At 53.2% G+C, this 21,206-nt stretch carries 18 protein-coding genes; 12 read left to right on the forward strand and 6 right to left on the reverse strand.

Annotation, left to right across the window (positions count from 1 at the left end; genetic code table 11):
* Positions 1-6 precede the first annotated feature (6 nt).
* Entirely contained in the window at positions 7-2,304 is a 2,298-nt protein-coding gene (locus R6H26_RS18880) for a GAF domain-containing protein (protein WP_404784600.1), read from the reverse strand.
* 344 nt (positions 2,305-2,648) lie between these two features.
* Between R6H26_RS18880 and rimO the strand changes: the two genes are divergently transcribed.
* From rimO to R6H26_RS18925, 9 genes are all read left to right on the forward strand, one after another.
* Positions 2,649-4,028 (forward strand): 30S ribosomal protein S12 methylthiotransferase RimO, encoded by a 1,380-nt coding sequence (rimO, locus tag R6H26_RS18885; RefSeq protein ID WP_404784602.1) that lies wholly within the window; start codon positions 2,649-2,651, stop codon positions 4,026-4,028.
* A 311-nt stretch (positions 4,029-4,339) separates the two neighbouring features.
* A complete protein-coding gene (locus R6H26_RS18890; protein WP_404784604.1) occupies positions 4,340-5,737 on the forward strand; it encodes a DEAD/DEAH box helicase in 1,398 nt (465 codons plus the stop codon).
* 186 nt (positions 5,738-5,923) lie between these two features.
* Positions 5,924-7,330, forward strand: a complete 1,407-nt coding sequence (gene rlmD / locus R6H26_RS18895) for a 23S rRNA (uracil(1939)-C(5))-methyltransferase RlmD (RefSeq protein ID WP_404784605.1) — start codon at positions 5,924-5,926, stop codon at positions 7,328-7,330.
* 8 nt (positions 7,331-7,338) lie between these two features.
* Positions 7,339-8,295: an AEC family transporter gene (locus R6H26_RS18900; protein ID WP_404784607.1), complete on the forward strand. Its 957-nt coding sequence runs from the start codon at positions 7,339-7,341 to the stop codon at positions 8,293-8,295.
* A 154-nt stretch (positions 8,296-8,449) separates the two neighbouring features.
* The gene (locus tag R6H26_RS18905) at positions 8,450-9,202 is read left to right on the forward strand and encodes a response regulator transcription factor (RefSeq protein WP_404791374.1); all 753 of its coding nucleotides are present in this window, start codon (positions 8,450-8,452) and stop codon (positions 9,200-9,202) included.
* A gap of 14 nt (positions 9,203-9,216) precedes the next feature.
* Positions 9,217-10,575: a sensor histidine kinase gene (locus R6H26_RS18910; RefSeq protein WP_404784609.1), complete on the forward strand. Its 1,359-nt coding sequence runs from the start codon at positions 9,217-9,219 to the stop codon at positions 10,573-10,575.
* 51 nt (positions 10,576-10,626) lie between these two features.
* Entirely contained in the window at positions 10,627-11,145 is a 519-nt protein-coding gene (locus R6H26_RS18915) for a photosystem I assembly protein Ycf3 (protein WP_404784611.1), read from the forward strand.
* An 11-nt stretch (positions 11,146-11,156) separates the two neighbouring features.
* The gene (gatC, locus tag R6H26_RS18920; RefSeq protein ID WP_404784613.1) at positions 11,157-11,450 is read left to right on the forward strand and encodes an Asp-tRNA(Asn)/Glu-tRNA(Gln) amidotransferase subunit GatC; all 294 of its coding nucleotides are present in this window, start codon (positions 11,157-11,159) and stop codon (positions 11,448-11,450) included.
* A gap of 763 nt (positions 11,451-12,213) precedes the next feature.
* Positions 12,214-12,519 (forward strand): Mo-dependent nitrogenase C-terminal domain-containing protein, encoded by a 306-nt coding sequence (locus R6H26_RS18925; protein ID WP_404784614.1) that lies wholly within the window; start codon positions 12,214-12,216, stop codon positions 12,517-12,519.
* Positions 12,520-12,568: 49 nt separating this feature from the next.
* Here R6H26_RS18925 and R6H26_RS18930 read toward each other — a convergent pair whose 3' ends face one another.
* Positions 12,569-12,889: a hypothetical protein gene (locus tag R6H26_RS18930; RefSeq protein WP_404784616.1), complete on the reverse strand. Its 321-nt coding sequence runs from the start codon at positions 12,887-12,889 to the stop codon at positions 12,569-12,571.
* Positions 12,890-13,054: 165 nt separating this feature from the next.
* On the opposite strand from R6H26_RS18930, the gene R6H26_RS18935 reads away from it, so the two are divergent.
* On the forward strand, positions 13,055-13,918 hold the full coding sequence (locus R6H26_RS18935; RefSeq protein WP_404784618.1) for a PD-(D/E)XK nuclease family protein: 864 nt from the start codon (positions 13,055-13,057) through the stop codon (positions 13,916-13,918).
* Here R6H26_RS18935 and R6H26_RS18940 read toward each other — a convergent pair.
* The 4 genes from R6H26_RS18940 to fumC form a co-directional block, all read right to left on the reverse strand.
* Complete coding sequence (locus R6H26_RS18940; protein ID WP_404784620.1) at positions 13,915-15,372, reverse strand: WecB/TagA/CpsF family glycosyltransferase; 1,458 nt, start codon at positions 15,370-15,372, stop codon at positions 13,915-13,917. The two genes, R6H26_RS18935 and R6H26_RS18940, sit on opposite strands and share 4 nt — an antisense overlap.
* 278 nt (positions 15,373-15,650) lie before the next feature.
* Positions 15,651-17,435: a DNA mismatch repair endonuclease MutL gene (gene mutL, locus R6H26_RS18945; RefSeq protein WP_404784622.1), complete on the reverse strand. Its 1,785-nt coding sequence runs from the start codon at positions 17,433-17,435 to the stop codon at positions 15,651-15,653.
* A 4-nt stretch (positions 17,436-17,439) separates the two neighbouring features.
* The gene (locus R6H26_RS18950; RefSeq protein ID WP_404784623.1) at positions 17,440-18,213 is read right to left on the reverse strand and encodes a hypothetical protein; all 774 of its coding nucleotides are present in this window, start codon (positions 18,211-18,213) and stop codon (positions 17,440-17,442) included.
* 72 nt (positions 18,214-18,285) lie between these two features.
* Positions 18,286-19,707, reverse strand: coding sequence for a class II fumarate hydratase (gene fumC, locus R6H26_RS18955; protein ID WP_404784624.1), 1,422 nt, complete (start codon positions 19,705-19,707; stop codon positions 18,286-18,288).
* Positions 19,708-20,199: 492 nt separating this feature from the next.
* On the opposite strand from fumC, the gene R6H26_RS18960 reads away from it, so the two are divergent.
* Both R6H26_RS18960 and R6H26_RS18965 read left to right on the forward strand, forming a co-directional pair.
* A complete protein-coding gene (locus R6H26_RS18960) occupies positions 20,200-20,745 on the forward strand; it encodes a Tfp pilus assembly protein FimT/FimU (protein ID WP_404784626.1) in 546 nt (181 codons plus the stop codon).
* Positions 20,726-21,199, forward strand: coding sequence for a PilW family protein (locus tag R6H26_RS18965; protein WP_404784627.1), 474 nt, complete (start codon positions 20,726-20,728; stop codon positions 21,197-21,199). The genes R6H26_RS18960 and R6H26_RS18965 overlap by 20 nt, the downstream gene beginning before the upstream one ends.
* Positions 21,200-21,206 lie beyond the last annotated feature (7 nt).

Here is a 21,206-nt window from a genome sequence, read left to right on the forward strand (position 1 = left end):
GGGTGCCTAGAGGCGGGCTTCGTAAGCCAGCTCCGAAAAAGTAAGGCAAAAGCAAGTACCTTTTGTATCGGCAGTTTGGGTCAGCGTTGCATCGAGTTGGCGGGCGAGGAGTCGCACCAAACGCAAGCCTAAGGTAGGGCAGTTGTGCCAATCGATGTTTGGCGCAAAGCCCTTGCCGTTATCTTGCACGATCAGTTGGAGTTCGCGGGCGTGGCGCGTGAGGGAAATGGAAATTTTCCCCGGTCTGCCGTCCGAGAATGCATGCTTGAATGCGTTTGTCACGAGCTCGTTGAGAATTAACCCACAGGGCGTTGCAGTTTCGAGATTTAAATCGATGTCGGGAATGTCGATACACAGCTCTATCTCAGCAGCAGTCGCGCTTTGAGAGGCCATAAAGAGGTGGTTGACCAGATCTTTGACGTAGTCTGCAAAATTCAGCTGCGCCAAGTTTTCAGACCCATAAAGCTGTTCGTGAATCATCGCCATCGTGCAAATACGGCTCTGGCTGTCGATGAACATATCGACAATGGTGTCGTCATCGACGTAGCTCGCTTGGAGATTGAGCAAGCTAATAATAACGTTGAGATTGTTTTTGACGCGGTGGTGGATCTCCTGGAGCAAAATTTCTTTCTCTACCAAGGATGCCTTGAGCTGCTCCTCAATTTCTTTGCGATCGCTGATGTCAACGCAATAGCCAATCCGCTCTAAAGGTTTGCCACTCTCGTCATATACGACCTTTTGCTGGTCGTAGAGCCATCGATAGGTGCCATCGCTATGCAGAAATCGATATTCTTGATTGACAATAGGGCGATCGCTCAGCACCTGTACGCGGGGTCTGTCCTCGGGATGAATGCGATCGATCCAAAAATCGGTTTCGATCGTATCGAGCGAGCTATAGCCCAACTGCGCGTGGAGATTCTTTCCAAAAAAAATTCGCTGGCCGTTATCTTGAGCCAAGCAACTGTATAAAATTCCAGGACTAGAAGAGAGCACGTAGCCGATCTGTTCCTGCTGGACCAGCAGGATTTGCTCTGCCCTCGTACCGATCTCTAACGCCCGCTGCCGCCTTTGATTGAGTTCGGCCTGCTCGATTGAAATTGAGACGTGCGCTGCAACTTGAGTCAGAAGATCCAGCTCAGGTGGATTCCAGGCGCGAGTTCCAGAACACTGATGGGCCATAATAAATCCCCAAGGCGTAGATCCGTTCAAAATTGGGACGATCGCCGTCGCTTTTGTACCCAACGACGTCAACGCTTCAAGCAGGGGAGGATTGACCGTTTGGTACGCCTCAACAACATCTTGGATTGCTTTGTAGGGCAGCTTAATCAGGTTTTGCTGACATTGCGGCGAAAATAATGCGGCGGGGAACTCAGCCCCCATCGTCGAGGGCCAGCCTGGCGCGACGGACTCGGCTATTACCTTACCGTCGCCGTTGGGGTTGACGCGGTAAATGAGAATGCGGTCTGTTTGGAGGCACGACTGAATTTCCGAGGTGGTCGTGTAGAGAATCTCCTCCAGATCCAAAGACTGTCGGATTTTAAGAATGAAATCCTTTAAAATCTGAGACTTAGTAGTCTGAAGCTCCAGATTGAGATAGCTCTGTTCGAGTTCGGCAATTTTATGTTTGAGTTGAATATTTGCCTGAAGACCTGAAAGATTTTGTTGACTGACCAAGGTCTTAAGCTGATAGTTTTTCTCTAGCAAAACCTGTTCCGATCGCTGAAGATCGCGGATCTGCTGCTGTTGCTGTTGAGCCTGGAGCGCGCGCCCGAGCGCGCAGGCAACATGTTGGCTGACTCGTTCGACAACCTGAATCTCTAACGTTTCCCAAAGATGCGTGCGGGCGCAGTGATGGGCAACAATTGCACCTAAATCTCGGCCTTTAAAGGTCAGAGGCATCATCAAGCAAGACTTTACCTGCTGCTGACTTAAAATAGCGCTATAGCCTTCGACAAAAGAAGCTTCTTCAACCCGATCGATGGCTTGAGCGCTAAAGCGTCTCTCTTGCCGCGCGCCACTTTGCAAGGCAAAAATACTCTCCACCTCCATCCCCAACGCAGCACTCCATCCTGCCCTCTTGCATTCTGCGGTAATCGCACCCCGAGCGTTTTCATCAAACTGATAAATCGCAACGCGATCGACGTCTAAAAGTTTTTGTAGGGACTGGGTTGCAATATTGAGAATCTCATTGATAGATAGGGACTCTGCAATTTTTAGGGTAATTGAAGCTACGGAACAATCCCACGGACTATCTGACAATCTTTGGCTTAAAAGTCGATCGTTATTACTATTTAAAGCCTGCATAATCGTTTATCTAGTAGATTGGTGCATCAGTCAAAAATGGGCTATTTCCCAGCTTCTGCGCCGTACAGTTCGAACCGTAACCCAGCCATAGAGCGCTCCCCAGTTAATTTTCAGTCAACCGCCCGCGCTTGGCATCCGTAAAAAACCTGAACTTTTGAGTTTTCTATCTAAATCTAGACGCGGAAGGCAGTAAAAACTCGGATTTTACCCTTACGCTGACAACGGGTTCTCGATCGCCTTCTAGCTTTTGCACTGAAAGCACGCGGGATTTGTTCGAGTCCGAGAGGGTTAGGATAGGATTCTAAGGAGTACTCGTTCTAAATCCCATCGAAACTGTTGCCCCCATGTCAGAATCTCCCACGATTGCCGTCGCCCATCTAGGCTGCGAAAAAAATCGGATCGATACCGAACACATGCTGGGCCTGCTGGTCGAAGCAGGGTATGCGGTCGATACCGATGAAGAAATGGCCGATTACGCGATCGTCAATACCTGTAGCTTCATTCAATCGGCGCGCGAGGAATCGGTGCGTACGCTGGTAGAGCTGGCTGAAGCCAATAAGAAAATTATCATTACGGGCTGCATGGCCCAACATTTCCAGGAGCAGCTCTTAGAAGAACTGCCAGAAGCCGTGGCGCTCGTGGGGACGGGGGACTATCACAAAATCGTAGACGTGATTAAACGCGTAGAATCCGGCGAGCGCGTCACGGAAGTGAGTCAAGAACCCACCTACATCGCCGATGAAACGACCCCTCGGTATCGCACCACGACAGAAGGGGTCGCCTACCTCCGCATTGCAGAAGGCTGCGACTATCGCTGTGCGTTCTGTATTATCCCCCACCTGCGCGGCAACCAGCGATCGCGCTCGATCGAATCCATCGTGGCCGAGGCCCATCGGCTGGCCGCCGAAGGGGTCAAAGAGCTGATTCTGATTTCCCAGATCACGACGAACTACGGCACGGACCTGTATGGCAAACCCAAACTGGTCGAGCTTTTGCAAGAATTGGGCAAAGTAGACGTGCCCTGGATTCGGATGCACTATGCCTACCCGACCGGGCTCACGCCCGAAGTCATTGCCGCCATCCGCGACACCGACAACATCCTGCCTTACCTAGACCTACCCCTCCAGCACTCCCATCCCGAGGTCCTGCGGGCCATGAACCGCCCGTGGCAGGGTCGCGTCAACGATGCCATCATCGAGCGCCTCAAGGCCGAACTGCCGGATGCGGTTCTGCGGACGACGCTGATTGTAGGGTTTCCCGGCGAAACGGAAGCGCATTTCGAGCACCTGTGCGCCTTTATCGAGCGCCACGAATTCGACCACGTGGGCGTCTTCACCTTCTCTGCGGAAGAAGGCACGGCTGCCTACCACCTGCCGGACCCAGTTCCCCAGGACGTGATGGATGCCCGACGCGATCGCATCATGGCCCTCCAGCAGCCCATCTCTCTGCGTAACAATCAGAAACAAATTGGCAAAACGGTTCGGGTTTTAATCGAGCAGGAGAATCCCGGTACGGGACAGTTGATCGGACGTTCGGCCCGGTTCTCGCCGGATGTAGATGGATTGGTTTACATTCAGCCCAACCCAGCCGACGGTCAACCCGCTTCCGCTCGGCTGGGTACCATGGCCCTCGTTCAAATTACCGATGCCGATCCTTACGACTTATATGGGCATTTGGTGACAGTCCAAAATCTCTTGAATGTGCCCCAGACTACAAAGTTTTAGCGGCTTTTCAAGATCTTGCGGCGCACAAGTCGAGAAATCCCTACTCTTAAATTATTCGCTTTTTGTAACGGTTTGTTGCAGAATAGAGAAGCGCACGGTGGATCGTTTGCATGCGACCGTTATAGAAGTGCGCATTTGTTTTAGTGACGCTGCTCTGCTGAATTTCAGTTTACGGACAGATGAACGGAAAGCTTGGCTTTTTACTTCATCTCTGTGGATGAGTCTGCTGTTTGCCTGATGAGGGCGAGTTCCGTGCAGACCTTTTCAAATTTGAGCGGCGGCACATTGTTGACCCGCTATTAGGAGAATACATGACCTCATTGTTCAGTCAGCTCGGTCTGTCTCAACAACGCGTTCAATGTCTCGAGAAATTAGGTTTCTCAGAACCGACACCGATTCAGGTACAGGCCATTCCAATTCTATTGGAAGGTAAGGACATCATTGGACAAGCACAAACAGGGACGGGCAAGACGGCTGCGTTTTCGCTCCCCATTCTCGAGCGCATCGACCCCAAATCTAAGGCGGTTCAGGCGCTGATTTTAACCCCAACTCGCGAACTGGCGCTTCAAGTCAGCCAGTCGATTCAGAGTTTTAAGGCAAATCCCAGCATTTTCGTATTGCCTATCTATGGGGGGCAATCCATCGATCGCCAAATTACCCAGATCCGTCGCGGCGCGCAAGTTCTCGTCGGCACGCCCGGACGCGTTTTGGATTTGCTCAATCGAGGCGTCTTGGTCCTCGATCAGCTGATGTGCTTTGTATTAGACGAAGCTGATGAAATGCTGAACATGGGTTTTATTCCAGACGTTCGGCTCATTTTAGGTCGCGTCCCCGAAACTCGCCAAACGGCCTTTTTCTCGGCGACGATGCCCCCGGAAATTTACCGGCTCACGAAGCAATTCTTGAAAGATCCGGTTACGGTCAGCATCAAGCAGGCCCAGGCCAGCCCCCTTCAGATTCGCCAGATTGCCTATCGGGTCCCGAGACTGAGCGCTCGCGCCGCTGTCCTCCAGACGGTGTTGGAGCTAGAAGATCCCGATACGGCCATTATCTTCGTCCAAACCCGACGGGAAGCTGCCGACCTAACCAATCGTTTACAATCCGCAGGCTACAGCGTAGACGAGTACCACGGCGACCTCAGCCAGAGCCAGCGCGAACGGCTCCTGTGGCGCTTCCGGCAGAAGCAGGTGCGCTGGGTGGTCGCGACAGATATTGCCGCCCGTGGTATCCACGTGGACGACTTGACCCACGTCATCAACTACGACGTGCCCGACAGTCAGGAAAGCTACGTCCACCGCATCGGTCGTACGGGTCGGGCGGGCAATGAAGGGGTGGCGATCACGCTGGCTCATACTTCCGAGCGTTGGAAGATGCGCCAGATCGAGAATCACGTCCGTCAAGAAATTCCAGTCCTACCGACGCCGACCCGAGCGCAAATTGAGGAACGACGCCTCGAGAAGCTCACGGGCGAAATGCGCGAAGCCTTGATGGGCGAGCGGCTGGCTTCTTTTCTGCCGATGATTTCTTCCTTGAGCGAAGAGTACGATATCCGGGCGATCGCCGCTGCTGCGTTGCAGATGGCCTTCGACCACTATCCTGCGATTACGACTCAACTCGAAGAAGAGTTAGAAACCGCCAGACCGATCAAAAACAACAAAGTCATCAAAGTCGATCGGCCTCAACAGGTTTCTTCGACGTCCCAGCGCTAGCGCTAACGTCTCGTCTGAATTGACTGAAACGGGTGAGGAGTCTTCTCTAAAGGAGACTCCTCACCATTTTTTGTTACTGTTGACGTAAGACAGCGAGGCAGGGAGATCGGGCAATTCCGCATTTCCCGCACCGCCATTCGAGACCCCCATCAGAACCCCTCATTCGAGACCTATAGGTTTACACCATTGGATAGCCAGACCTCCGTCGAACCGCAATCCTGGCAGCAGGGTCAGTTTATTGAAGTGCCAATTTCAGATCTCAGCGCCACGGGGGATGGAGTGGGCCACTGGGGACCAGACCGCCGCGTCGTATTCGTACCCGATACGGTACCGGGCGATCGCATCTCTGCAAAGCTCGCTTTTGTGAAACCCAGTTACGCCCACGGCGTGCTGGTAGAAGTGTTAGAACCCTCTGCCCATCGCACCAAACCCCACTGCATCGTGGCCGATAAGTGCGGCGGTTGTCAGTGGCAGTTTGCGACTTACGACTATCAGCGCTCGGCCAAGCGCAACCAAGTCATTCAGGCATTAGAGCGGATCGGCAAATTTTCCAACCCGCCCGTCGAAGAGGTATTGGCCGCGCCGTCCCCCTTTGGCTACCGCAATAAATCCACCTATCCTCTGGGGTTCGCGATCGACAAGGGACAGCGCAAGGTGCAGGCGGGCTATTACCAAAAGCGCAGCCATCGCTTAATTAACTTGAACCAATGTCCCGTTCAAGACCCGCGCTTAAATCCCATCCTGGCCTTCCTGAAACAAGAGATCCAGCAGCAGGATTGGTCGATTTACAACGAACAATCCCACAAGGGAGAACTCCGCCATCTGTCCCTGCGGGTGGGACGCCGCACGGGCGAAGTCTTAGCGACGCTGGTGGCCCGCACGGGAAACAATCTCGCGGGCATCGAAGAGCAGGCCAAGCACTGGATGAAAGCCCATCCCGAAATCGTAGGGGTTTGCCTGAATGTAAACGGCGATCGCACCAATCGCATCTTCGGCACCCAAACCCGACGGGTCGCGGGTCAGCCTTTTTTACACGAGACCTTTGCGGGACTGACGATTCAGGTTCACCCCAACACCTTCTTTCAGGTCTATACAGAACAGGCTGAAGCGCTATTGCAGGCGATCTTAGAGCACCTCAACCTGCAAGGCTGCGAAACCGTCTTAGATGCCTACAGCGGCATTGGCACCCTTACCCTACCGATCGCCCGCGTTGCTAAATCCTGTCTGGGGCTGGAGGTCCAGGCCGATGCCGTGGAGCAGGCCATCCAGAACGCCCGGCTCAATGGCATTACAAACGCAGAATTCCAAGTGGGGACGGTGGAGCAAAGCCTGATAGAACTCGAACTTCAGCCCGATGTGGTCCTGCTCGACCCGCCCCGAAAGGGCTGCGAAGCGGGAGTTTTACAGAATCTCATCGAGCGTAAAATACCGCGCATCGTTTACGTGAGCTGCAACGCTGCAACCTTAGCCCGCGATCTGCAAAAACTCTGTCAGGAAGGACCTTACCGACTGGTCCGCGTCAAACCTGCCGACTTTTTTCCGCAAACGGCTCACGTAGAATGCGCCGCCTTTTTAGAGTGTGAGGCAAGCTAACACCGCCCATGACCGATGCATTATTTCACGCCTACGCATCGTTATGCATCTGGATGAGTCTGGGGGTTGTTCTCTATCGAATTTTGCCCGATCGGGTGCCGAGGTGGATAGGACGAGGGTTGTTTTGGGCGGGCATGCCCGTCGAGATCTTTACCTTGGCGCGACACGCTGATTTTTCCCGACCGATCTGGCTGGCGCCGACCGCGACGGTTTGTACGTTGCTATTGGGGCTGGGGATTGCCCTGGGTTTGTTACGACTCAGCCAACGCTGGCCTCAGGACTGGCTCGGCTTGCAGAGCGGGCCGCGTAAGGGCAGTTTTGTGCTGTCCTCAATGCTCGGAAATACGGGCTTTGTGGGACTGGCGATCGCCGCTTCCGTCCTCAATCCCGAAAATTTGGGTCTGGCGGCCTTTTTTACAGTCGCGCACAATGCCACGGGGCTTTACGGCATGGGTGTTTTAGTGGCGCATCACTTTGGAGAACGAGAGCCAGGCGAGGGTGAATCCAGCGATCGTCCTTGGTGGACGTCTTTGATTGCCGTGCTTAAGGTACCATCGCTGTGGGCGTTTCTGCTGGGGGCTTCTACGCAATCCGTGATGTTTTCAGAAGCGACGGAAGCAGCGCTCGCTCGCTCGATTTGGGTTGTGATTCCCTGCGGATTTTTGCTCATGGGAATGCGGCTCAGCCAGCTCAAAAGCTGGCGCAGCCTTGTCTGTGGCTTGGTACCCGCCGGGATCAAAGTACTGCTAATGCCTGCGATTGTGGCGCTGGTAACGCCTTTCTGGGACATTGTAGGCGAACCGCGCTTGGCCCTAGTGTTGATGGCGGGCACCCCTACGGCGTTGACCGCTCTCGTCTTGGCAGAGGAATATAACCTCGATCGCGAGCTAATTGCCAGCAGCATTGCGCTGAGCATGATTGCCTTAATCCCGCTCGTTCCCCTTTGGCTGACGATTCTAAGCTAACAATAAATTTTTCAGTTTTCTGAGATTAATGCAAGGTTAGCTTTTGGTTAAAGTCATGACCTTAAAACCGTTGTCCGAAGGTCGAGTGGTAGGATGATTCTGGAAATAGAGCAAACGTCTAATCCCTATTGAGTTGCAGTTTATGCTGTCCACAATGGAATCTGCCTTTAATAAGGCTTCAGCGATTGAGGCATCTACCGGTCATATCTTATTGGTTGAAGATGAAGAAACGATTCGGGAAACCATCTGCCTCACCCTGCGCGGGGAAGGCTACTCTGTCGTAACTGCAGCCGATGGCCGTACCGCCCTAGACCTCATCCGCACCTATTCCGAGCAACCTCAAGGGGGGGATTTACCGCCTTTAGATCTGGTTATCCTCGATATCATGCTGCCCGGTATCAATGGTTTGGACCTGTGCCGTTTTCTGCGCCGCGAAGGATCGGCGATCCCCGTCCTGATGCTGAGCGCGAAGGGGACGGAAGGCGATCGCGTGGTGGGCTTAGAAGTCGGAGCGGATGACTACTTGACCAAGCCCTTTGGGATGCGAGAATTGGTCGCTCGCTGCCGCGCCCTGCTGCGACGCCAGCGCTTGTTAACGAACGAATCGGCAAACGTAATTCGCTGTCGCGATATCAGCCTGTATCCCCAAGAATGCCGGGTGACGGTGAACGATCGAGAAGTAAACCTTTCGCCCAAAGAGTTCCGCATCTTGGAGCTGTTTATCAGCTACCCCCGGCGCGTGTGGCCCCGAGAACAGCTCTTAGAAAAAATCTGGGGACCCGATTTTATTGGCGACAGTAAAACAGTAGACGTGCACATCCGCTGGCTGCGCGAGAAAATTGAGAAAGATCCGAGCAATCCCGATTATTTAGTGACGGTACGCGGGTTTGGGTACCGCTTTGGGTAGCGAACTGAGATGCAGTGGTAGCGATTAGCGATTGGATTTGGGAATTTGGCGGGGGCCTGGCAACGGGATTGGGGCTGTGGGGATGGTCTTCTTGGCGCTGGCAGCGGCAGTTGAGCCGGATGGTTCGACTGTTTCCCACCGAGTCTTACAGTACGACCATGCCCCTTCAAGTGCGGCTGCTGAAGGCGGTCCAGTTTCAGCAACGCTCAGAACTATCTCTACATCAACGCCTGAATGCCTGGCAGACAATTTTGCAGGCAGCCCCTATCGGCTACCTTGAAGTCGATGCGGAAAATTACGTGTACTGGCACAATGCCAAAGCTGCGGCGCTGCTCAATATCGAACCGCGTCGCTATGGTTCCGTGCTGAAGCGATCGCTGCTTCAAATGGTCCGCTCCTACGAATTAGATCGGCTGATCGAGTCTATCCGACAGCACCAAACGCCCCAATGTCAAGAATGGACCTTTCATTCCATTCAAAGTTCGCCTGCGAAGGATTTACCTCTGCGGGGATCGGGGTTTCCGCTCGAAGGAGGGAACGTCGGCGTGTTCCTCGAAGATCGGTGGGAAGCCGTACAGTTGGCGGAGGAGCGCGATCGCTGGACGTCCGATGTCGCCCACGAGCTCAAAACGCCGCTGACATCAATCCGCCTCATTGCCGAAACCCTTCAACGCAGCATCGACCCATCCCTGAGAAGCTGGGTGGATCGGCTGATCCAAGAAACAGTCCGTTTGAGCGTCCTAGTGCAAGATATTCTGGAGCTCAGTCAGATCGCGTTTCAGAACCCCAATGCCCTCAATCCGATCGAGGTGGACGTGCCCAAGCTGATCCAGAATGCTTGGATTACCCTGGAACCGTTGGCCCAAGCCAAAAATCTATCGCTGTACTACGAAGGCCCAGATCGCCATCTCCTGCGCGCGGATGGCAATCGCCTGTTGCGCGTGTTTCTAAACCTCATCGACAACAGCATCAAATTTAGTCCCGTGGATGCGGCGATCGCCATCTACCTGCGCCCCAACGTACAGATCCCGCTCGCCACTGACGCGGAAGCGACGGAAGAATGGACTCAAATCGAGATCTTGGATGCTGGCACGGGGTTCCCGGAAGACAGTCTCAGCCACGTCTTCAAGCGGTTTTATCGCGCCGATCCCGCTCGGGGTCGCGCGACAGAGGTACCGGAGCACTTGCCGACGGGGGGCGGGAGTGGGTTGGGATTGGCGATCGCCCATCAGATCGTCACCGCCCACGGGGGAACGATCTCGGCCCAAAATCACCCCACCCGAGGCGGTGCTTGGATCCGGATTTCCCTGCCCGTTAACCGTCTCAAAATATCTTCACCTGCGCCTCCAGCGGGACCTGATAGACTAGAGTAAGGCGTTGTTTCGCCTCGAACGCTTTAGACACTTCAGTTTAGCGAAACCGATATGCCACGTTCCCAGCGCAACGATAACTTCATCGACAAATCCTTTACCGTAATGGCCGACCTGATTTTGAAGGTCTTGCCCGCCACCAATCGCCAAAAGGAAGCTTTTGCCTACTATCGCGACGGCATGTCAGCCCAAGGAGACGGAGAATACGCTGAAGCCCTTGACAACTATCAAGAAGCGCTCAAACTTGAGGACGATGACTACGATCGCAGCTACGTCCTTTACAACATGGGGCTGATCTACGCCAGCAACGGGGATCATGCTAAGGCACTGGAGCTATACCATCAGGCCCTCGAACTCAACGGTCGCCTGTGTCAGGCTCTCAATAACGTCGCGGTGATCTATCACTACCAGGGAGAACAGGCTGCGGAAGAAGGCCGTCCCGAAGATTCCGAACAGCTCTTTAACATGGCCGCCGAATATTGGAAGCGCGCGATTCGCGTTGCCCCAAATAACTACATCGAAGCCCAAAACTGGCTCAAGACCACGGGTCGCTCTACGATGGATCTGTACTAGAAACAACCCTTATGATCGACCGAGACCAAGTCCATAAAGTGGCCGTCCTGGCGCGTCTTGCCCTCACGCCCGAAGAAGAGGTGCAATTTACGACCCAACTCGGCAGTATTTTGGATTACTTCGAGCAGCTCAGCGAGCTAGATGTCGCGAACGTAGAACCGACGACCCGCGCCATCGACGCGAGCAATATTACCCGTCCCGACGACCTGCAACCTTGGGGCGATCGCGATGCCATTTTGGACAACGCCCCCGACCAAGACGGCGATTTTTTTAAGGTCCCTAAAATTATGGAAGATGTCGGTTAAATTGGGATGCGAGTCCAATACTGTTCGGATAAGAAGCAAAACCTTGCACCAGCACACGTTCGGCTGAGCGCGGTTCGGCTGAGCTCACCGTCGAAGCCTCACGTCGAAGCCTAAATCCCCCAGAATTGGGGGATTTTGAGTTCAGAACCCCCCGAAATAAAGCCCGGTAGGGCTATAAGAAAGGGGGGCTGGGGGGCCAGTGCAATGATGGATAAGACTTAACCGAACAGTATTGCCTTGCCGCCCATCCTTCAGTCTCAGGATCCAAATGCGATTCTGTTGAAGTTTCTATTTCAGTTAAAAATCCGTATAACAACCCGTACAGATCTTTGCTTTGCAAAGGAACAATCCAAACCACAATCCTTTCTTAAAAGGTGAGCGCTAGCCTTAGCTGTAGATAGACTCCTCATTTATTTCTACGGGTAATTGCTGATAGGCCACCCGAGTTAGAACGTGCAAAAATCCGTGGATTCTCCCATGTGGTCTCAGGAGGCGCTGGGCATAATAAAGCCATGAACAGGTTCGTCACTCGTTTTTTAGCAGCGAACCGCCTCAAACTTTAAGACCGAAAGGTGAGAGTATGTTGTCTTTTCTTGCGTCTCTCGAACTTCAAATTATTGGCATCTGGGCAGTGTGTTTCCTGTTCGGTTTCTATTTACTCGTCGAAGAATCCAACTAAAACGACAACCCAATCCAGGGAAGCGTCTTTACCCTTAGTCTTTGGTATCAAAGTATGACGATCGATGCGACAAGCCTTACTTCTATGTCTGCTTCAGAACACCCCTTTCTCGCACAAGTTTCCTTTAAGCGTCTCGTTCAAAAGCTGTTCGTCCCCGCATTCGATCGCATTCAAATGAACGATCGCCAAACGGCCCATTTGATTTGTCGGCTCATTCCTGCCAATTGTCCGTTCGAGCGCGATATCTTCTTCCTAGGCCGCAAGATCGCGCACATCCCCGCCATGTGCAAACTCAATCCCCTCTACGATCAGTTTGTCGAACTGCGGTTTCGAGCATTATCGTTCTTGGCCGACGAATGCGGCGAAGACATTACGCCCTATTGCCATTAGATTATCGGTAAACTGTCCGTAGCAGATTGAGGTTCGCTTGCGCGAAGCGTTAGTTGGGTTGCCTGCGCCGTTGCTCGATCGCGTGTAGCGGTACGCTCAACACGCAGGAAAAGGTCAAAATATAGGAGAATAGCCCTAGGACGCGCAGGCTACAAGCTAGCCCCTGCGAGGACGACGCACAAATTTGCTCTCCCCAGTTAGAAGCGCAATAGACCAGCCAATAAACAAACGACAAACGAACCAAGGTTTCGTGGGCGGCTTCGGCATCCGTGGGATCCTCTGCCTGCGATCGCCCGTAGAAGTAGAGTCCGGCGACTGAAGCAAAACAAGAGACTAAAAGGATGGAATCGTGCCAGGATAGCGTTTGCATAGGTGGCAATCTACAACAATGAGGATTTATTGCAACAGCTAGTTTAAAAGACGTTCGCACCCCCCCTCCTCAAACCCTCACAAATCTCAACTTTCACCGGAATCTTATCTCGGGGTCGAATTGGTAGAATGCTTGAAAATCGAGCATTTTTGCCTATTAAGTTTTATGGAGCACCTGCCCTTCTTACAACTGTCTCAAGCGCACCTCCAAGTATTAGAAACCTGTCCTCGCAAGTTTCAATATTTATTTTTAGACAGTTTGATGCTCCCACAGCCTTCCCTGGTTTCCGAAAATCAGGTCTTAGGCCGCCAATTTCATCAGCTCATGCAGCAAAGAGAATTGGGTCTAGACATCCAGCCGCTCCTGGACGACAATCCCAAACTCCGGGAGTGGTTTCAGTTCTTTCAAGACGCGCCGCCGCCGCTCCTGACGGGGCAGTGGCGTCAGAGCGAGTATCAATGCACCTTAGAACTGGAGGGGTTTACGCTGATTGCGGTCTACGACCTGCTGATCCGGGACACCAGCACAGCGCAAATCGTCGATTGGAAGACCTATCCTCGCCCGCCCCGCGTCCAATTGCTCCAGCAGCACTGGCAAACGCGGCTGTATCTATTTATCGCGGCAGAAGCCCTGGGTTACCCGCCCGATCGCGTTTCAATGCTGTATTGGTTTGCGGAACTGCCAGAACGGTCTGCCAGCCGCAGTCGCGAAAACTGGCTGTCGATTTCCTACTCCGAAACCCTGCACCGACAAACCCGCGAAACCTTAACGAAACAACTGACGAATCTGCGCGGGTGGGTCAAAGATTTTATAGAACATCGTCAAGATTTTCCTCAAGTTCCCCTTGCCGACCCGAAATGCGGATCGAACGCTCAACCCTGTTCGTTTGCAAGCGCGTGTCAGCGCTATCCAGACCGCCCAGACCGCAGCAATACTGCCCTTGCAGACTTGACCGATCTAGCTGCGATCGCCGAACTGCCGCTCGATCCGCCCATGGGGCCGCCCATGGGAACCCCATCGATCGATTAGCCCAGCATTTTTTGCTTCAATAAGAGCCAAATAAAGGGCACGTCGTTGATGAGATACCGCTTCCACAGGCGCTTGGGTTCCATTGCTAAGCGGTAAAGCCACTCCATTCCCATCTTGCTGGCGATTTGAGGCGCGCGCGGAACCAAACCCGCCTCAAAGTCAATGGTGGCTCCGATGGCAAAAATAATGTTGACGGACGTCAAATATTGTCGGTACTGACCGATCCATTTCTCCTGCTTGGGCGCTCCCACGCCAATCGCGAGAACCGTCGCACCCGACTGATTGATCCGTTTGACGATTCGCAAAGACTCTTCTTCATCTTTATCGAAGCCCAAGGGAGGCGAATAGGCATCTACTACGATATTGCGATTGACTTTTTGATTGATTTTAGTCTGAGCTTGTATAGAGGTTTTTCCCATCCCGCCCAACAGAAATATGGTGATATCCGGGTTATCACGATGGTGCTGATAAAAAGCAGGAAATAAATCCGACCCGGATATTTTTTCAACAATGGGCGATCCTAAAAATCGAGAAGCGAAGAATAGGATTTGACTGTCGCAGAGTTTGTAGTCGGCGATACTGTAGGCCTGCCCAAAATCTTTGTGTTTTCTAACATTCATTAAATGATCGACATTGGGCGTAAATACGGTTCCCTTCTCTAACTTCTGCAGCAGGTCATCCATAGAAAGGTTGTCAATGGGCACCCCCAAAATATCGACCTTCCCAGTCAGGCAAAGCTCTGGGCTGGGCGGCTTGAGGTGATAGCCTTGAACTGGACCGGCGCTGAGCTTCTCCAAAAACATGGAGATATCGATCGCATCGATCGACTTTGCTACGACCATCTGATCCAGAGCGCTGCCCACTTCAAAAATGGATTGGAGCAGAACTTCTGAGGTCGGATCTCGTGTCGATTCCTGGATCAAATCGCCTCGGATTTTCACAAAATCCACATTCAGTCTTTCCCACTGCATAAAGGTGAGATAGTCATTTGCAAAATTGTCCAAGACAACCGTGCAGCCGATTTGCTTGAGATCTCGAATCAGAGAAATATAATTGCTAATATCTTTAGATATATTTTTCTCGGAAAATTCGAGGTGGATCCTGCTGGCCTCAATTTGGGAATCATGAATTAAGTCGTAAATAAATGTCGCAATTTGGCGATCTTCCAAGACTTCTCGCGACAGGTTAATCGAAAGCGTCGAGCGAGGATTGCGATCCAAAATATCTGCGGCACTGTCCAAGACAAATCGATCTAGCCATTTCTCTAAACCTCCTTCAAAAATGAAGGGCATAAAGTCCCGAGGACTTCTGAGCGTACCGCTGGGCGATCGCCATCTTAGTAAAATTTCGTTATGCAGCACAGTTCCGTTCGACAAGTCATAGACCGGCTGATACCACAACTCAAATTGCTTGGTCTTTAGAGGAGAAGCTTCGTGCCGAGGGAAAGTTTGCATTTTTTAAGCGAAGTTTTTTTGGGCTGAGGAGAGAAAAATAGATGAATGGATACAGGCAGGCAAGAAACATCTAAGCATGAAATGTTCTTGCAAGCTTAACCGTTACAAAAAATACCATCAACTATCAATAGGGTTCCCAAAATTCAATAAAGTATTTCTTTTCTCGGGGAAAAAAGCCGCGCTATATTGCAGCTTTTTATTAAGCCTTCTCAAAAGTTAAAAAATATATCTTAAAGATCTTGTTTGGGAGCCGCATTCAAGGTGTGCGAGCGTTCGGCTTAGATCCCGTGGCTTTTGCCAACCATCCAGTGGCGGCGGAAGAATTTGGAAAGAGTTTGTTCTTCTAGACGGAGAAAAATGGGACGACCGTGGGGGCAGGTGCGGGGTTGTTGGGTTTGCTGCCACCGATCGAGCAAAATTTGCATTTCGCTGAGGGTGAGGGTTTGCCCGTTGCGAAGCGCGCTCCGACAGGCGGTAGCCACGAGGGCGGGTTGCGGGTCTGTACAGTGGCTGAGTTCGTAAAGTGCTTGGAGGCAATCCGATCGCCGGGCAAGAACTTTGGGGACGGTGCGAACCGCCCATAAATCTGGTCCAAAGGGTTCGGCAGGGAATCCAAGCCGGGCTAGATTTTGAACTTGGCGATCGCTGAGACGATGCAGCGCTAAGGGCGTATCTAGATCGATCGATTGCCAGTCTTGGCAAAGTTGCTCGTAAAGCACGCGCTCGTGGGCGATATGCTGCTCTACAAGCCACACGCCTGAAGGATGTTCGGCCACGATGTAGGTCTGGTGGAGTTGGGCGATCGCGCGCAAGGAACCTAACTTCAAGCTGTTTGCGTCTCGCGCTTCTAATTCATCGTCGGACGAGGCATGGGGCAGTTGGGCAGAAAGGTTCAGGGGAGCTGCTAAAGCATAGCGACCCTTCGCCTCAGCAGTTTTTAAGAACTGACGGATCTGCAACTCCGAAGCATCGGAGGGCGTTGAGAGATTCAGGACCTGCTGGATGCATTGAGTAATTTGCTGTTTCCACGTTTCGATCTCGTGGAGGTAAATGTGCGATTTAGAGGCGGTTCGGTTCCAGTCCACAAAGCGCGCGGGAACTTTAAGGTGAATCCAGCAAAGGGGATGCCGATGGCGCGGCAATACCTGACGAAAGGCATTGAGAATGCTGTGTTCTAGAGGACCCCATCGTTCCGCCGCAGAGCATTCGTTGACGGAGACGCGGCGACCGTTAACCGCCACGCGCACCCAAGCGGGACGGTGGCGGTGGTAGCGATCGGGGAGTCCTGCCAAAACTTCCAGCGTGGCGGCGGGAGGGCGATCGGGCTGAATTTCAGGTGCGGCGCAGCCTTCGATCGTCGCGTCGGGTACCTCGATGGCAAAGACTTCGCAGCGCAAATCCTCGGGAACGAGTTTGCCGATGATTTGGAGGATTGCATCCTTCGCGCTGCGCCCCGGTGCGAGGCTGAACCACGGTCGCCGATCGCGATACACCTGCCAGGTGACTTGGGGATGGCAGAGAGCATATTCGCCGATTGCAGCCTGAATGGTGGCGAGCCATTGGGTTGCCTTGGTCGTAGCGTCCTGCTGGCGGGAAGGCCAAGTTTCAAAGAGGTGGGTGACGGTGACGGTTGTGCCTGCTGCCATCGCAGTTTCTTCAGCCACTACGACAGCGCCTTTGAGGTCGTAACGGACGCGCCAACCCGTGGATGCAGCTCGAGCGCGGCTGCAAATTTCGAGCCGACCGAGCTGGGCGAGACTGTAAAGAGCTTCTCCGCGAAACCCCAGGGTATGGAGTTCGCTCAGGTGTTCGAAGGCGGATATTTTGCTGGTGGTGTGGGGAAGCGCAGCTTGCTGGAGATCGGCCCAAGTCAGCCCCATCCCATTATCCGTTACTTCAACGCTGCTCAGGTCTGGCCCCAGCGATATAGAAATGCGGGTGGCGGCGGCATCTAGCGCGTTATCGACGAGCTCCCGCACTACGGCTCCTACAGAGTCTACGATCTCCCCGGCAGCAATACGGTGGATGAGTTCGGTATTCAGCGGCTGGATGGCATTGCCCATACCCTCAGTTTAATGGACTGAGCGGCGGCGGGCGGCGTTGCCGCTTTTTTTTGAGGGTCGGGTCTTCCCGGAGGGATGCCGAAACGGTTTGGATGGCTTGCTCTAGAAGCGCGACGGGCAATTCCGTATCGGCTTCGAAGGCGATCGCCAGTTGACGGTCCGCTGACAGCGGGACCAGGTAAAACTCCAGATAAGACATTCCGGCATTGTTGGGTCGTATCAAAACATCGCCAGTCACAGACTGACCCATAAATCGACGGGTTTGATGGTACTGGGGATTGGCAGTGATGCCCCAAAAGCTAAAGCGAACGTACTCCGAGAGTTCCCGCGCGCCGAGGGACGCAATCCCCAGAGCGCTGGGCTGTATTTCAAGGAGCCGGATGGATACGTGGCGCGATCGAGCGGCAGCAGCCGGGTAAAGGACTCCGACGGTTTTGCCACCCAAGGGCTGTAAAGGGGAAAATCCAGGAGGCGTTTCAAACATCACCCCCTGGGTTTGATAGAGCTGGCGCTGAGGAGTAGGGGCTGGGAGTGGGGCTAGTGATGGAGATGGCGGTGAGGCTAGCGATGGAGCTGACGGCGGAACTGGCGATAGAGATGGAGCTGGCGGCGGGACTGGCGATAGAGATGGCGACGGGGCTGGCGATAGAGATGGCAAAGGCGCAGGTACATTGCGCTGCGAGACGATCGCCGCAGAAGCATTCACCTGAGTCAGAGGAAAGCTACCGCAAAGGTTGCTGGCGATCGCGACAGTAGAGAGCGCAAAAACAAGAGACATCGGGATGATTCCTTGAAATTTCTCCAATTCAACCGGGCTGGCTTCCAGCAGTTCGCGCAGAGGGATTTAACCTCAGGTTTTGATGTTGGGGTGGGTCATGTTTTCAGGGCGCACCGCCCGATCGAATTCCGCGCCCGTCAGATACCCCAACTCCACGCAAACTTCGCGTAAAGTCTTAGCTTCAGCGTAAGCTTTTTTAGCAACGGCAGCAGCGGTATCGTAACCGAGCTTGGGCGTCAAGGCCGTCACCAACATCAAAGATCTCTGCACCAGCGCCTCAATTTGAGGGCGATTGGGTTCTAGCCCTACCACCAAATGATCTGTAAACGAAGCGCACGCATCTGCCAGCAGGCGGATAGAGTGCAATAGATTGTGAATCATGACGGGCTTGAATACGTTGAGTTCGAAGTTGCCCTGACTGCCAGCAAGGGCGATCGCCGTATCGTTTCCCATCACCTGCACGCACACCATGGTCATGGCCTCGCACTGGGTCGGGTTGACCTTCCCCGGCATAATGGACGACCCCGGCTCGTTGGCGGGCAGAATCAACTCTCCCAACCCGCAGCGAGGTCCAGAACCCAGCCAGCGCAGATCGTTGGCTATTTTGAGGAGGGACGCCGCCAAGGTTTTGAGCGCGCCGCTGGCCATCACGACGGCATCGTGAGCCGCCAGCGCTGCAAATTTGTTCGGCGCGCTTACAAAAGGCAGTTGGGAGATCGCCGCAATCTTAGCAGCCGCGCGCTCGGCAAACTCTGGGTGGGTATTGAGCCCCGTCCCCACGGCAGTGCCGCCCAGCGCCAGCTCGTAAAGATCGGGCAGCACATTTTGAAGGCGAACCAAGTTTCGATCGAGCTGATGCGCGTACCCAGAAAACTCTTGTCCTAGCGTCAGGGGCACTGCATCCATTAAATGGGTGCGGCCAATTTTGACAATATCCTCATACGCCTTAGCCTTTTCGTCTAGAGCCGTTCTGAGCTTTGCGACCTTTGGAAAAAGCTGATGGTGGATCGACTCTACCGCCGCAATATGCATCGCAGTGGGAAAGACATCATTAGAAGATTGAGATCGATTCACGCAATCGTTGGGATGCACGGGCATTTGGCTGCCCAGCACGCCCCCTAAAAGTTCGATCGCCCGATTTGCAATCACCTCATTGGCATTCATATTACTTTGAGTGCCGCTGCCCGTCTGCCAGACTCGGAGCGGAAAGTGGTCGTCCCAACGTCCTTCCAGCACTTCCCGCGCCGCCCGAATAATGGCCCCAGCGAGAGGCTCCGGCAACAGATTTAAATCTCGATTGGCTTCTGCCGCCGCCATCTTCACCATCCCTAACGCTCGAATCATCTCGCGAGGCATCACGTCGCAGCCGATCGCGAAATAGGCAAGCGATCGCTGGGTTTGAGCGCCCCAATAGCGATCGGCAGGGACTGCGATTTCTCCCATCGTGTCTCGCTCAATTCTTGTATTTTGGGGGTCTTGCGCCGCAGACGCCATAATTGCTGCTCCTGAAGGGAATGGACTCTACCCTTCACAGGATAGAGATATTGCCAAAGTGGTCAACCGATCGTCTTGAGGCTATCATGGGTCTACTTGCAACAGTTCGCGCTTTATTCGGCTCGGGGAAAGGTTTCTAGTCTGACAGGATTGGCTTTGAATCCATTTTTCTCTTGCAGAATAAAGGGAGGAGCGACAGCCGAAAAATAATATAACTTTATTTTGGATGCGGTTGTTTGCCTTTGCGATATTGCTCCGATGGATATTTGTCGATATTTGGCTGGCGGGGGAAAGCTGGCGGGGGAACATAGTCAATCTTTTGAGCGACCGAGCAGCGTTACCGCACTTGCAGTCGTCGGTTGTTCTGGGGGGTAAAAGAGCGGTGCACCGCAGGTGCATTATCCTTAGGAAGAATGGATAATGACTTAATTTTTGAGGTTCGGATTAGGTTCGCTGACGCGTCGTTTTCGTTCTCTACAACCCCTATCGCCCATGTTTTACGATCGCAGACTCTCACAACTGGGTTTTACCTTAGCCGAAACGCTAGTAGCGATTGCCGTTTTGGGGATACTGACGGCGATCGCCGCGCCCGCAATTCGATTTGGGACTGACCCGCTCAAGGACGCGAGCGCCAATATTGCAGGCAATCTCAAGCTTTTGCGAGCCAAGGCAGTCTCTCAAACCTCTGCTTATCGCATGCGACCTGTTGCGACAGCAGTTGGAATCAGTCTTGCCGTTGAATCCGCCGAATCTTGTTCCAGTCCCGTTACGGCCTGGAGTCCCGATCCGGGATTCGCCCTTGAAGATACGGCTTTAGATACCAGCACGTCTGCCGTCGGACAGCGCAAGGGCGTACAGATCGCCCAAGTTTTAATCGACAGTGTGGTTCCTTCTCCCAGCGATAACTGGAACATTTGCTATAACAGTCGCGGTCTGACGAATCAGACCCTAGAACTTACCCTTAAGAACGATCGAAACGCCAAACGCAAAATTACGGTTTTTCGAGGAGGAGGAGTCGATGTTAAAGTGCTTCCCTAGGCAGCAACATGGCTTTGACGCACCATCCACGGCAGGACTGACGTTGGTTGAAACGATGGTTGCGCTGCTCGTCTTCTTGGCAACCCTAGCCGGGGTGGTGCCCGTTTATATGAGCTATCGCCTTCAGACCCTAAAAAATCCAGTCAGGACAGGTGCGGTTGCGGTTTCTCAAAAGATCATGGACGAACTTCGCCAAAGCGAGATCGATACACTGCCGAGCAGCGGCGTAGAACAAACCATCTCTCCAACAGGCGCTACGCTGACCAATATTGATGCTTATGATAAGAAATTCAACGCCAAAATCTACTTTTGCGAGAAGCCCGAGGCGAACCTTTGCGATGCAAAATCTCGGCATATTCGCGTGGCGGTTTTCCAAGCGTTTAGCAATGGAACGGTAGGAAACCAACCCGTATACGAAGTATCTAGCATTTTTACAAAGTTCGATCTGAAGTAGGTTTTTG

Source organism: Altericista sp. CCNU0014 (assembly GCF_044923475.1).
GTDB lineage: Bacteria > Cyanobacteriota > Cyanobacteriia > Thermosynechococcales > Thermosynechococcaceae > JAAURS01.